This window comes from Halomonas sp. HL-93, assembly GCF_900086985.1.
Taxonomy (GTDB): domain Bacteria; phylum Pseudomonadota; class Gammaproteobacteria; order Pseudomonadales; family Halomonadaceae; genus Vreelandella.
Genome location: NZ_LT593974.1, coordinates 165,911 through 178,781, shown reverse-complemented (window position 1 = coordinate 178,781; position 12,871 = coordinate 165,911). Strand labels below are relative to the sequence as shown.

General features: G+C 60.1%; 13 protein-coding genes. All 13 read right to left on the bottom strand.

Translation table 11 applies throughout. The features are described 5' to 3' along the window. Positions 1-19 precede the first annotated feature (19 nt). Complete coding sequence (locus GA0071314_RS00830) at positions 20-973, bottom strand: D-2-hydroxyacid dehydrogenase family protein (RefSeq protein ID WP_074394871.1); 954 nt, start codon at positions 971-973, stop codon at positions 20-22. An 89-nt stretch (positions 974-1,062) separates the two neighbouring features. After that, positions 1,063-2,820: a methyl-accepting chemotaxis protein gene (locus tag GA0071314_RS00825; protein WP_074394870.1), complete on the bottom strand. Its 1,758-nt coding sequence runs from the start codon at positions 2,818-2,820 to the stop codon at positions 1,063-1,065. 298 nt (positions 2,821-3,118) lie between these two features. Continuing rightward, a complete protein-coding gene (gene ureG, locus GA0071314_RS00820) occupies positions 3,119-3,748 on the bottom strand; it encodes an urease accessory protein UreG (protein WP_027337126.1) in 630 nt (209 codons plus the stop codon). A gap of 13 nt (positions 3,749-3,761) precedes the next feature. After that, on the bottom strand, positions 3,762-4,475 hold the full coding sequence (locus GA0071314_RS00815) for an urease accessory protein UreF (protein WP_197668835.1): 714 nt from the start codon (positions 4,473-4,475) through the stop codon (positions 3,762-3,764). Beyond that, positions 4,465-4,995 (bottom strand): urease accessory protein UreE, encoded by a 531-nt coding sequence (gene ureE / locus GA0071314_RS00810; RefSeq protein WP_074394868.1) that lies wholly within the window; start codon positions 4,993-4,995, stop codon positions 4,465-4,467. Before ureE ends, GA0071314_RS00815 begins: the two co-directional genes overlap by 11 nt. A gap of 174 nt (positions 4,996-5,169) precedes the next feature. Beyond that, positions 5,170-6,885 carry an urease subunit alpha gene (gene ureC / locus GA0071314_RS00805; RefSeq protein ID WP_074394867.1) on the bottom strand — a complete coding sequence of 572 codons (1,716 nt, stop codon included), beginning with the start codon at positions 6,883-6,885 and terminating at the stop codon, positions 5,170-5,172. Continuing rightward, entirely contained in the window at positions 6,882-7,202 is a 321-nt protein-coding gene (locus tag GA0071314_RS00800) for an urease subunit beta (RefSeq protein WP_074394866.1), read from the bottom strand. The genes ureC and GA0071314_RS00800 overlap by 4 nt, the downstream gene beginning before the upstream one ends. 12 nt (positions 7,203-7,214) lie before the next feature. Then, positions 7,215-7,517: an urease subunit gamma gene (gene ureA / locus GA0071314_RS00795; protein ID WP_027337131.1), complete on the bottom strand. Its 303-nt coding sequence runs from the start codon at positions 7,515-7,517 to the stop codon at positions 7,215-7,217. A gap of 37 nt (positions 7,518-7,554) precedes the next feature. Continuing rightward, the gene (locus tag GA0071314_RS00790; protein ID WP_074394865.1) at positions 7,555-8,457 is read right to left on the bottom strand and encodes an urease accessory protein UreD; all 903 of its coding nucleotides are present in this window, start codon (positions 8,455-8,457) and stop codon (positions 7,555-7,557) included. Continuing rightward, positions 8,454-9,164, bottom strand: a complete 711-nt coding sequence (gene urtE, locus GA0071314_RS00785) for an urea ABC transporter ATP-binding subunit UrtE (RefSeq protein ID WP_074394864.1) — start codon at positions 9,162-9,164, stop codon at positions 8,454-8,456. The genes GA0071314_RS00790 and urtE overlap by 4 nt, the downstream gene beginning before the upstream one ends. Beyond that, positions 9,164-10,000 carry an urea ABC transporter ATP-binding protein UrtD gene (gene urtD / locus GA0071314_RS00780; RefSeq protein WP_074394863.1) on the bottom strand — a complete coding sequence of 279 codons (837 nt, stop codon included), beginning with the start codon at positions 9,998-10,000 and terminating at the stop codon, positions 9,164-9,166. Before urtD ends, urtE begins: the two co-directional genes overlap by 1 nt. Continuing rightward, a complete protein-coding gene (gene urtC / locus GA0071314_RS00775) occupies positions 9,997-11,130 on the bottom strand; it encodes an urea ABC transporter permease subunit UrtC (protein ID WP_074394862.1) in 1,134 nt (377 codons plus the stop codon). Before urtC ends, urtD begins: the two co-directional genes overlap by 4 nt. 6 nt (positions 11,131-11,136) lie before the next feature. Continuing rightward, positions 11,137-12,726 carry an urea ABC transporter permease subunit UrtB gene (gene urtB, locus GA0071314_RS00770; protein ID WP_074394861.1) on the bottom strand — a complete coding sequence of 530 codons (1,590 nt, stop codon included), beginning with the start codon at positions 12,724-12,726 and terminating at the stop codon, positions 11,137-11,139. Positions 12,727-12,871 lie beyond the last annotated feature (145 nt).

Below are 12,871 nucleotides of genomic sequence, written 5' to 3'. Positions count from 1 at the left end.
TATAAATGCAGGGGAATCGTTATTCCCCTGCGGCCAGGTTGCGCACCGGCTGACCGGCATCGAAGGCCAGGAGATTGTCGAAGGCATCACCGAAGTAGAGCTCGTAGCTGTCTTTTTCGACGTAGCCCAGGTGCGGGGTCGCCACGAAGTTAGCCAGTTCCAGCAGCGGGTGCGCCCGCACCGGCTCGTCATCGAACACATCTACGGCGGCCATACCGGGCCGCCCGGCGTTGAGCGCGGCTTCAAGCGCGCCGTCTGCCACCAGCGGGGCACGACTGGTATTCACCAGCAGCGCCGTGGGCTTCATGCTGGCGAGGTTTTCGGCGGTGACGATGCCGCGGGTTTGCGGGTTTAGCCGCAGGTGAAGGCTGAGCACATCGCTGCGCGCGAAGAAGTCCGCCTGGGAGCCTGCCACCGCAAGCCCAGCCGCCGCGGCTCGCTCGCGGGTCGTCTCTCGTCCCCACACCAGCACGTTCATTTCAAACGCCTGGCCGTAACGCGCCACCAGCTGGCCAATTTTGCCGTAGCCAAAAATACCCAGCGTGCGGCCTTTCAAGCCGGTACCCAGCGTGCGCTGCCAGCGCCCTGCCTTAAGGTTGTTCACTTCGTCGGGAATATGCCGCATGGCGGCCAGCACCAGCCCCCAGGTAAGCTCGGCGGCGGCATACGGCGAGCCGGTGCCCGCCAACACGGTCACGCCGTGCTGGCGGCAGGCGGCCATATCCACATGGGCCGCCCCGCCACCGGTCTGGCTGATCACCTTGAGCTTGGGCAGCCGTGCCAGCAACGACGCGGTTATCGGCGTGCGTTCACGAATCAGCACCAGGGCCTCGGCGTCTTGAAAGCGTGCCACCAACTGGTCTTCATCGGTCACCGTGTCGTTATAGACGGTGACCTGATGGCCTGCCAGCTTGGCAAAGGCATCCAGCGTGCGGACGCAATCCTGATAATCATCGGGGATGACAATATGCATCACAGCGGCTCCTGATTCTATGGAGATATTAAAAGGGGCTTGCCAACTGGCAAGCCCCTTTAACCTACATCAAAAGCGATAGCGGGTGCCTAAAACTCTTCCCAATCATCGCCGCCTGAGGTTGCCTTCGGCTTGGAGGATAGCGCGGGTCGCTTTAACTCCTTGTTAGCCGGCGCTGAGGCGCTAGGAGGCAGCGCTTGGCGCCGCTGTGCGGGCTCCCCGTCCCCTAACACAAAGGAGTTGATCAGCTCTCTCAGGTGCTCGGCATGACGACGCATATCGGCGGCGGCGGTGGTCGATTGCTGCACCATCGCCGCGTTTTGCTGGGTCATGGTGTCCATCTCGGCCACGGCGGTATTGATCTGGCCGATACCGCTGCTCTGCTCTTTTGCCCCGGCGCTGATCTCGCCGATGACGTCGGTCACCTTGGCCACGCTCTCGACGATTTCGCGCATGGTGGCACCGGCATTGCGCACCAACTCCGCACCGGAATGGGTGTGCTGCACCGAAGCGTCGATCAGCGCGCGGATTTCCTTGGAGGCATCGCTTGAGCGGCTCGCCAGGGTGCGAACTTCCTCTGCCACCACGGCAAAGCCACGGCCGTGCTCGCCCGCTCGGGCGGCTTCCACCGAGGCGTTGAGCGCCAGAATATTGGTCTGGAAGGCAATGGAGTCGATCATGGTGATGATATCGCTGATGCGGCTAGCCGACTCATTGATATCCTGCATGGTGCGCTCGACCTGCGCCATGGACGCTTCGCCCTGATGGGCCACCTCGGCGGTCGACTGCACCAGCTTGTTGGCCTGCTGGGCATTATCGGCGCTATGGTTAACGGTTGAGGTGATCTCCTCCATGGAGGCGGAGGTTTCCTGAAGGTTGGCGGCGGCTTGCTCGGTTCGCGTGGACAGCTCTTCGCTGCTGCGGGAGATTTCGCCGGCGGAGTCGTAAACGCTGGTGGTGCTGTGGCGGACATCCCGCAGGGTATGCTGCATGCGTTCGACAAAGGCGTTGAACTGCACCGCCAGGTTGCCGATTTCGTCGTTGCTCTCCACCGAGAGACGCCGGGTCAAATCACCGCGGCCCTGGGCGATATCGTTCATGGCAGCGGCCGTACGCTTGATCGGCCCAACGGTACGACGCACGAAGACATAGGCCACTAAGGCGACCACGACAAACAACGCCAACCCAAGCAAGGCTGCGAAGATAATGCCCTGGCGCAAATCGGCAGCCGTGGCCGCCTCAATCTCGGCCATTGTGGGCTCGACATCGGTGACGTAAACGCCGGCACCGATTGCCCAGCCCCATTTATCAAGTTGATCAACAAAGGAGTGCTTCGGCTGCGGTTCATCGGTGCCCGGGTATTCCCAGACGTATTCGTAAAAACCGCCGCCCTCGCTGGCAAGCTCCACGATATCGCGGATGATATAGGTGCCATCCGGCCCCTTGGCGTCGATCATGTTGGTGCCTTCGCGATCCGGCGCAGGCGCCGTCACGATATTGTTACCCTCATAATCGTAGATAAAGATGTAGTTGTTATCCTCGAAGCGCATGGAGCGCACAATCTCGGCAGCCTGTTGTTTGGCTTCCTCATCGTTGGCACCGGCATCTTCGTAAATCGGCTCAATGGCCGTTTTCGCCATTTGCACCACGTCGCGCACCGCCCTGCGGCGTTCTTCAATTAACTGTTCGCGCTGTTCCGCCAGCACGTCGTGGGCGTCCTGGGTTGTGCTGTAGGCTTTAAACCCGACTAGCGCAACCGTGACCAGGAACAATGGGAGCAAGACAAGCATAAGGACTTTGGTTTGCAGGCCAAAGCCTCCACGACGGGACGGTTCAGAGGTAGTCATTGTGAGCAAGTTCCAGCATTTGTGAGTTAAAGGTTATTAGAATTATTATTAATCCTTTATCGACAAACGTTAGTTAAACTTTAATTATTTAGTACTATTTTTCTGCTTTTAAAGATTATTTGGAGCAATATCAGGGAGTTCATAACATAAGTTAAGGAGATACAAAGCATGGAGGTTCACTGTAGGGATGTGGTGGCCAGGGACGGCCCGTTTTAAGGCTAGATGCCACCCGCTTTGTTCAGTCGCCTCGACCCTTCAACCGCCTGGTCGGGGCGACTTTTTTATTGGTCTTCCTATGCTAGCCCGCAATCGCCGTGCGGCGCTCATCCAGCATCCCTTTATCGAGGATAAAGCGGATGATTTCCTCAAGCCCAACGCCATCATACAGATTGGTGAATACAAAGGGCCGCTCCCCACGCATCTTCTTCGAATCGCGCTCCATCACGTCCAGCGATGCGTGCACCTGCTCGGCGATATCAATCTTGTTGATAATCAGCAGGTCGGATTTGGTAATCCCCGGCCCACCCTTGCGCGGAATTTTATCGCCTGCGGACACATCGATCACGTAGAGCGTTAAATCCGAAAGCTCGGGGCTGAAGGTCGCCGATAAGTTATCCCCGCCGGACTCTACCAGCACCAGTTCCAGCTTGGGGTGACGCTCCTGCAGCTCGTCAATCGCGGCCAGATTCATGGAAGCATCTTCGCGAATCGCCGTGTGCGGGCAGCCACCGGTTTCCACCCCCAGGATGCGGTCGGCTGGCAGCGCATCGTGCTTAAGCAAAAAGTCGGCGTCTTCACGGGTGTAGATGTCGTTGGTCACCACGGCGATATCGTAGTGGTCACGCAGCGCCAGGCAGAGCTGCTTGAGCAGCGCGGTCTTGCCCGACCCCACCGGGCCACCCACGCCAATGCGTAAACAGTGTGTCATCGTTCTCTCCTCCTTAACTTCTAAACAAGCGGGAATATTGAGTTTCGTGAAGCGCGCTGGCCAACGCCAGGCCGGGCAGTACCGGGCCGAGTTCTTCGTCGTCAAGCGAAAGTGCCTGGTCTACGGCGGTAACAAGCGCCGGACGTAGCTCTTCAATCACACGCTGGGCCGCGGTGTGGCCGAGCGGCAGCGCCTTGCAGGCGACGGCCAGTTGGTTTTCCAGCCACGCCCAGGCAAAGCCCAGCAGCGTTTGCCGTTCAGACACGCCACGAGTGTGGGCGGTGTAGGCAAACAGCGTGACATAGCCTGCCTGCGTCGGTAGCAAGGGCGTTAGTAAGTCTTCACTTGGCAACAGATCAAGACTGCCCAGCAGGCGCTTGAGTGAGGCGCCCAGGCGGCTATCTTCGGCGGCCAGCTCGGCGGTTTCCCGGGTAGCGGCCAGCCATTGATCCCACTCGGCGACCGTTGCGGCATCGCCCTGCGCCAGCGCTGTATGCAGCCTCGCAAGTACTGGCAGCTCGCAGCGGGTTAAGCCGTCTTCCAATACGCCGCTTAGCCACTCGGTAAGGCTTGCTTCATCGCGCACCCAATCAAGCTCGAAGGCGCTTTCCAAGCCCTGCGAGAACGCAAAGGCGCCGATCGGCAGCGCCGGGCTGACCAGTTGCATCAGGCCGAGCAGCGCCAGCTCATCGCCCTGGTTCTGCGGGGCGGCGGACTCAGTGGGCATGGTGGTGCTCATGGTCGTGTGCATGGTCATGCGCGTGGTCGTGAGAATGGCCATGCCCGTGGGAGTGACCACCGCCACCTATCTGGTTATAGGCGCCAGGTTCCGGGTCGAAGGTGGCGTCGTGATGCTCGAGCTCGGCACCCAGCAACGCGGCAAGCTCTTCCAGCACGTGGTCCGGCGGAAAGCGCACCCAGCCGCCCTGGTCGTCTTCCCCCAGCGCCAGCTGCACGTGGCGATTACCGAGGTGGTAGGCGAGCCGCGCCAGCGGTAAGCCAGCACTTACTCGCGCGGTGACCACCGGTTCTACGGCGGCGCATACGCGCACGATTTCGCCGCTCTCGGCTTTTAGGCCTTCACCGCTGCGTAGCACCGGGCCGCGATCCAGAAACAGGCCCAGCTCGCGGCCGCTATCGCTTTGGGCTTTTAAGCGCCCACGAATGCGAAGCTCAAAGGGCAGCGTCAGCGTGTCGCTCGCCGCGCTCTCGTCTATAGGCCCTAAACGTTCTATGAGTTTAAGCATTGGTATCGTCCTGTTAAGAACCTGCAGTTAAGCACCCAGCAGCCGAGCCGGGGGTAGGTCGTAGTGAGGGTCTTTTGCCATGGATGGCAAAAGTAGCGTACAGGGATGTATTTACAGCGCCCTCACGTAGACCTACCCCCGGCACTGCACTTGCTGGCGGTCATAGTGCGCTATTCAAAACAAATGATAACGCTGAGCCAGCGGCAATTCGGTAGCAGGCTCGCAGGTCAAAATTTCACCGTCGCAACGGACTTCGTAGGTTTGCGGGTCGACGGTCAAATCGGGGCAGGCATCATTGAGCTTCATATCCTGCTTACGCACCTGGCGCACGTTTTTGCACGCCGCCAGTTCGCTATTCAGCCCCAGGGTCTGTTTGATTCCCGCATCCAGCGCGGCCTGGCTGACAAAGCTCAGCCGGGTTTGGCTGGCCGCCCGGCCCAAGGCGCCGAACATATAGCGATAATGCACCGGCTGCGGCGTGGGGATGGACGCATTGGGGTCGCCCATGGGCGCGGCGGCGATCATGCCACCCTTGATCATCATCGCCGGTTTGACGCCGAAGAAGGCCGGTTTCCACAGCACCAGGTCAGCAAGCTTGCCAACTTCCACCGAGCCCACTTCGTGGGCAATGCCGTGGGTAATCGCCGGATTAATGGTGTACTTGGCAATATAGCGCTTGGCGCGGACGTTATCGGCGCCCAGGGCTTCATCTTCCGGCAGCAGGCCACGCTGTACCTTCATCTTGTGGGCCGTCTGCCAGGTGCGGCAAACCACTTCACCCACCCGCCCCATGGCCTGGGAGTCCGAGGCGATCATCGAGATCACGCCCAGGTCGTGGAGAATATCCTCAGCGGCGATGGTTTCGCGGCGAATGCGCGAGTCGGCGAAGGCCACGTCTTCGGGGATATTGGGGTCGAGGTGGTGGCACACCATCAGCATATCGAGGTGTTCGTCGATGGTGTTGACCGTGTAGGGCCGCGTCGGGTTGGTGGAGGACGGCAGCACATAGGCTTTCGAGCAGGCGGTGAGGATGTCCGGCGCGTGGCCGCCGCCCGCCCCTTCGGTGTGGTAAGTGTGAATGCAGCGCTCTTTAAAGGCGGCCAGGGTGTCTTCTACAAAGCCCGATTCGTTCAGCGTATCGGTGTGGATCGCCACCTGGACATCGTAGGCATCCGCCACGTTGAGGCAGTTATTGATCGACGCCGGTGTGGTGCCCCAATCTTCGTGCAGTTTAAGCCCCATGGCGCCCGCTTGAAGCTGGAGCTCCAGAGACTCGGGCAGGCTGGCGTTCCCTTTGCCCAGAAAGCCGATGTTCATGGGCATATCGTCCACGGCTTGCAGCATCTTGCCAATGTGCCAGGGGCCGGGCGTGCAGGTGGTGGCGTTGGTCCCGGTCGCCGGGCCGGTGCCACCGCCGAGCATGGTGGTGACGCCGCTCATCAGCGCCTCTTCCACCTGCTGGGGACAGATAAAGTGGATGTGGGAGTCGATGCCGCCCGCGGTCAGAATCTTGCCTTCGCCGGAGATGATTTCAGTGCCGGGGCCAATCACGATCTCAACGTCAGGTTGGGTATCCGGGTTGCCTGCCTTGCCAATCGCGGCGATGCGGCCGTTTTGAATACCTACATCGGCTTTAACGATACCCCACCAGTCTAAAATCAGCGCGTTGGTGATGACGGTGTCCATGACCGTGTCATCGGCGCGCTGGCTCTGGCCCATGCCGTCGCGGATGACTTTGCCGCCGCCGAATTTCACTTCATCGCCGTAGTGGGTGGCGTCTTTTTCGACTTCGATCCACAGCTCGGTATCGCCCAGGCGCACGCGGTCGCCCACTGTCGGGCCGTACATATCGGCGTAGGCTTGCCGACTGATCTTGTTATCCGGTTTCATTGTTTACCTCCCTCCAGCGCGCCCATCACATCGCCGCGGAAACCGTAAATTTCCCGCTTGCCGACATAGGGAATCAAGGTGACTTCGCGGGTCTGGCCGGGCTCGAAGCGAATCGCCGTGCCCGCCGCCACGTCCAGCCGGTAGCCACGCGTCTTGTCACGATCGAACACCAGCGCCGGGTTGGCTTCGGCAAAGTGGTAGTGGGACCCGATCTGAATGGGTCGGTCGCCGGTATTGGCCACTTCGACGCTAATTCGCTCACGCCCTTTGCAAAGCTCGATATCGCCGTCTCTTAACTGATACTCACCGGGAATCATGGCAGCAGCCTCCTAGTTGATCGGGGTATGGACAGTGACCAGCTTGGTGCCGTCGGGGAAAGTGGCCTCCACCTGCACCTCGTCGACCATCTCGGCCACCCCCTCCATCACGTCATCGCGGCTGAGGATCTCGCGGCCAAAGCTCATCAAATCGGCCACGCTGCGGCCATCGCGAGCCCCCTCCATGATCTCGAAGCTGATCAGCGCCACGGCTTCCGGGTAGTTGAGCTTAAGGCCGCGTGCTTTACGGCGCTCGGCCAACTGTGCCGCGGAAAACAGCAGCAGCTTGTCTTTGTCTCTTGGGGTTAATTCCATGGGGCATGTCTCCAGCAGTACATTCCAGTGATGCCAATTAAGTTAACCAAATACGCGGTGTATGCGACTCACGTTCTATCCAACGGGGGCGCAAAATTTGCCAGGCCTGCTCGCACAGCGCCCAGGCTTCATTGCGCGATTGGCCCAGGTAGCGCAGCAGCAGAACACCTTGGCGCACGGTCACCGCCCAGCGCGGGTTGTCGGGCAGCGTTTCACGCAGCGCCTCTATCGCCTCGGCGGGGTCGTCAATACCCACCGCCCAGAGTGTGGCCTGAACGGTGGCGCCGCCTTGACCCCAGCGCCCGGCAAACCGCGGGTGCAATGGGTCCAACGGCTGGCGCTCCAGCCATAGCGGCTTGCCATCCAGGGTCAAACGAAAGTGCTGCTCGATGCGCCCGCTAAGATACGGCAAGTCACTCGCCGGACGGCCCAGCGCCATCACCTCCCAGCCTAAGCAGCGGGCGTTTCCCTGAAGCTCGATCTGGGTGCGCTGCTCGCCCCGGGAGCCATCAAAGGCAATGGTTTCCTGGGGTAGCCACTCAAGGACGGCGCCATCCTCAACGCTTAGCCGCGTGTGCTGTGTCCAGGCCACGCCTTGGCTGTCGGCTTTATAAAGCTTATTAGCCGCGGGCGTCGTGAGTAACGCGTGAGCGCCGTTTTCCACATGGGCGTTAATAGTCAGCGCATCGCCACTCACCAGCCCGCCAGGCGGGTGCAACAGGTAAACGTGACAGGCACCATCACTGCCCTCTGGGTAAAACGGACGCTGAACCCGAAGCGGCCCCTGGTGGCGGGCGTGGAGCAGGCGCGTCGCGCCGCTGCGGGGCGCAAAGCGTAACGCCAGCGAGGCCGCCCAGTGGCGGCCTTGATCGAAGCGGTGGCCCGATGCCGTGGCGTCAGGCGATGAGGTCGAGGTGGATAACGGGGTCAGTGCGGTCATACCGTCAAATGTTGTTGGATCAGTTCATCGGAAAGCTCGCTGATGTCGCCTTTCGCCACCGGCCGCCCGCGATCCATAATCACGAAACGGTCAGCGTACTTGCGCGCAAAGGGCAGCTTCTGCTCAACCAATAATACCGTCAACCCGTCTTCGTTGATCAGCTGGCGGATCACCTGGCCGATTTGGGCGACGATATTGGGCTGGATGCCCTCGCCAGGCTCATCCAGAATCAGCAACTTGGGCTCAATCACCAGCGCCCTTCCAATCGCTAGCTGCTGCTGTTGCCCCCCGGAAAGATCGCCACCGCGGCGGTTTTTCATCTCTTTAAGCACCGGGAACAGCTCATAGACGCGCTCAGGGATTTTTTTCAGCCCGTCACTGCGGGCCGCCAAGCCCGTGCGCAGGTTGTCTTCCACCGTTAGCAGCGGAAATATCTGACGCCCTTGGGGCACATAGCCAATACCCAGCCGTGAGCGTTCTTCAACGGCTTTTTGAGTCAGTTCGATCTCGTCCTTGTCGACGCGGGTAAAGCGCAACGCACCGCTTTTCACCGCGACCTCGCCCATAACGGCTTTGAGCAGCGTCGTTTTACCCACGCCATTGCGACCCATCACGCAAGTGCACTGCCCGGCAGGCACGTCAATATCCAAATCCCACAGGGTGTGGCTTTCACCGTAAAACTGATTGAGCTTTTCGATTGCCAGCATCAGGCGGCCTCCTCGTCATCGGCACCCAGATAAACCTCGACGACGCTTGGGTCACTCGAGACCTCATCCATGGTGCCTTCCGCCAGCACGCTGCCCTGGTGCAGCACGGTCACCTGGCGGGCAATCGAGCGCACAAAGCCCATGTCATGCTCGACCACCACCACCGACTGCTGGCCTGCCAAACCGGTGAGCAGCTCAGCGGTGCGCTCCATCTCCTGCTCGGTCATCCCGGCGACGGGTTCGTCCACCAGCAAGAGGCGCGGGCGCTGCATCAGCAGCATGCCAATTTCCAGCCACTGTTTCTGCCCGTGGGAAAGAATGCCCGCCGGGCGATGGCGCAGCGCGGTGAGCCCGATGGTACCAAGGACTTCTTCGATGCGGTCTTTAATGTCGCCGGTCATGCGCGCGGTCAGCGTGGGGAGAATACGCTTGTCGGCGGCCATGGCCAGTTCCAGGTTTTCAAATACCGTCAGCGCCTCGAATACCGTGGGCTTCTGAAACTTACGCCCAATGCCCAGGCTGGCAATCTCGGGTTCATTCATATGCAGCAGGTTATGGCGACTACCAAACCACACGCTGCCTTCATTGGGCCGGGTTTTGCCGGTGATGATGTCCATCATGGTGGTTTTACCGGCGCCGTTGGGGCCGATGATGCAGCGCAGTTCGCCGTCGTCGATGGTCAGGTTCAGGTTGTTGATCGCTTTAAAGCCATCAAAGCTGACGGTGACATCCTCCATGTAGAGAATCGGCCCGTGGCGCACGTCGACCGTTGAGGCCTGGGGCGTCATGAAATCGAACACCCGATCGCGTTCGGTGAGCGCTTGGAAAAAACTCATGCCGTTGCCTCCTTATCCGGAGTCGATGTGTCGGTTGGCTCATCGTTTTGCCGGCGCTTGGCATTGCCCAGCACCCCCGCGACGCCTTTGGGCAAGAACACCGTGACGAACACGAATAGCCCACCCAGCGCAAATAACCAGGCATCGGGCATCACGCCAGTAAATACGGTTTTGGCATAGTTCACCAGCACCGCACCGATCACCGCGCCGTAAAGCGATGCGCGACCGCCCAGTGCGACCCACAGCACAATTTCGATGGAAAATAGCGGATCAAACTCGCTGGGGTTGATGATCCCCACTTGCGGCACGTAGAGCGCACCCGCCACACCAGCCAGCATGGCGGAAACGACAAACACAAATAGCTGAAAACGCTCAACGCGGTAGCCAAGAAACCGCGTGCGTGCCTCGGCATCTCGGGTGGCCACGCACACACGGCCGAGCTTGCTGCTTACAATCGACCGGCATATCAAATAGCCCAGCGCCAGCGCCACCCCAGAGGCAATAAACAAACCTAACCTGGTGGCCCCGCTGCGCAGGTCAAAGCCCAGCAATTCACGGAAATCGGTCAGACCGTTATTACCGCCAAAGCCCATTTCGTTACGGAAAAACGCCAACATCAGTGCAAAGGTCATGGCCTGGGTAATGATCGACAGATACACCCCGGTCACCCGCGAGCGAAAGGCCAGCCAGCCGAACACCAGCGCCAGCGCGCCGGGCGCCAGCAGCACCATGGCAAAGGCAAACCAGGCCATATCGAACCCGAGCCAGTACCAGGGCAGGCTGTCCCAGTTCAGGAACACCATAAAGTCGGGCAGAACAGGGTCGCCGTAGGTACCACGATCACCAATCTGGCGCATCAGGTACATGCCCATGGCATAGCCACCGATGGCAAAAAAGGCGCCGTGGCCGAGGCTCAAAATCCCCAGATAGCCCCATACCAGATCCACCGCGACGGCCAGCAGGGCGTAGGTTAAATACTTGCCCAGTAGCCCTACGGTATAGCCTGACACATACAGCGGATGCCCTGCAGGTACTGCCAGGTGCAGCACCGTCACGGCGATGACCGCCACTGTGAGAATCAGCAAGAATATTTGCGTCGAGCGTTCGTTGAAGGGTCGTGTTAGCCACATGGTCGATTAGCCCTCCGCCGCCCGGCCCTTCTGCGGAAAGAGTCCGCGGGGGCGCTTTTGAATAAACAGAATGATGAACACCAGCACGATAATTTTGGCAAGCACAGCCCCGGCCCAGGGTTCCAGCACCTGGTTGATCACGCCCAGCGACATGCCCGCCACCAGCGTGCCCCACAGGTTACCCACGCCGCCAAATACCACCACCATGAAGGAATCGATGATGTAGCTTTGTCCCAAATTGGGGCCAACATTGGTGAGCTGCGAGAGTGCAACACCGGCAAGCCCGGCGACGCCCGAGCCCAGCGCAAACGTCATGATATCGACCCGGGTGGCGCGGATGCCCATGGAGCGGGCCATGTTGCGGTTCTGGGTGACCGCGCGCACCTCAAGCCCCAGCCGGGTGCGGCGCATAATCAATATCAACCCGGCAAATACCACCAGCGCAAAACCAATCACATACATTCGATTAAGCGTGAGCGACAGGGCATCGTTAACCACCAGCGAACCGCTCATCCACTCAGGCGTGATAACGGTACGATTTTGTGGCGAGATCACCGTACGCACCAGTTGCTGGAGAATCAGGCTGACACCGAATGTCGCCAACAGCGTCTCCAGCGGGCGGCCCTTGAGAAACTGAATAACGCCGCGCTCTATCGCCACACCCACCAGCGCGGACACCATAAAGCCGGCCGGAATGGCCAGTATCAGCGCTAGCCCCGGTTGGCCGGGTAGCAACTGCTGCATGGCCCAGGTGGTATAGGCACCCAGCATGATCAGCTCGCCATGGGCCATATTGATCACACCCATCACGCCAAAGGTAATTGCCAGGCCAATGGCTGCCAGCACCAACACCGACCCCATGGAGAGCCCGAAGTAAAGCGTTTCGGCAGCGCGACTGATCTTGAGATTTTGCTCGATATCGGCCAGCGCGGCGGTGGCCGCATCGACCACCAGCGGATCATCCGATTGGGCGGCGCGATTCAGCGCCACCCGGATGTTGCTATTCAGGCTGCCCGACAGCACCTCTACTGCCTCGACGTCGCCCTGATTCAGGCGATAGACCGCCAAGGCTTGATTCAACCGGTCGCGTACCGCCGCCGAAGGCTCTTCGTCCAGCCGGTTGGTGAGCGGCTCAACCTGATCTTCTTCGACGTCGCCAATCAGCCCCTCCGCCGCATCCAGGCGGGCGTCGCGGTCACCAGCGTACAACTCCACCAGCGAAATCGCCGAGCGCAACTGGCTTCGCAGCGCATTGTTGATGGTCAGGCGGTCCAGGTCGCGGCGGGTCACATCGTCCATCGACTCGCCGGTTAAGGCGTCTTCTATCGAGACATCCAGCCCCGCACTGTCAACTGCGATCACGAAGCGGCCGTCGTCTTTCAGGCGCTGTAAATCGCTGTCCAGAAGCGCCTGCAGCCACTCGTCGGCACGCTCGTGCTCGCTTTCGATAATGGCGGTAATAGCTTCTGATTTATCGTCAAATGAGCGCGTATCCAACGCCTCCAGCAGGGCTTGACCATCGTCTTCCTGCGCCTGAACCGTCATGGGTAGCCAGGCCAGTAGGCTGATGAAGAGACAGGTGACGATCCTTGTCATGACGCGTGGCGTCCACGAATAGCAAGGGATCCTCATGGGTTAATCCTTTGAGTGGCGTGCCCTACACGTCGCCAAACACAACGCGACGCATAGGTAAATGGATGAGGTGAGCGGATAAAACAACGCAGGGGCGGCTGAACGCCGC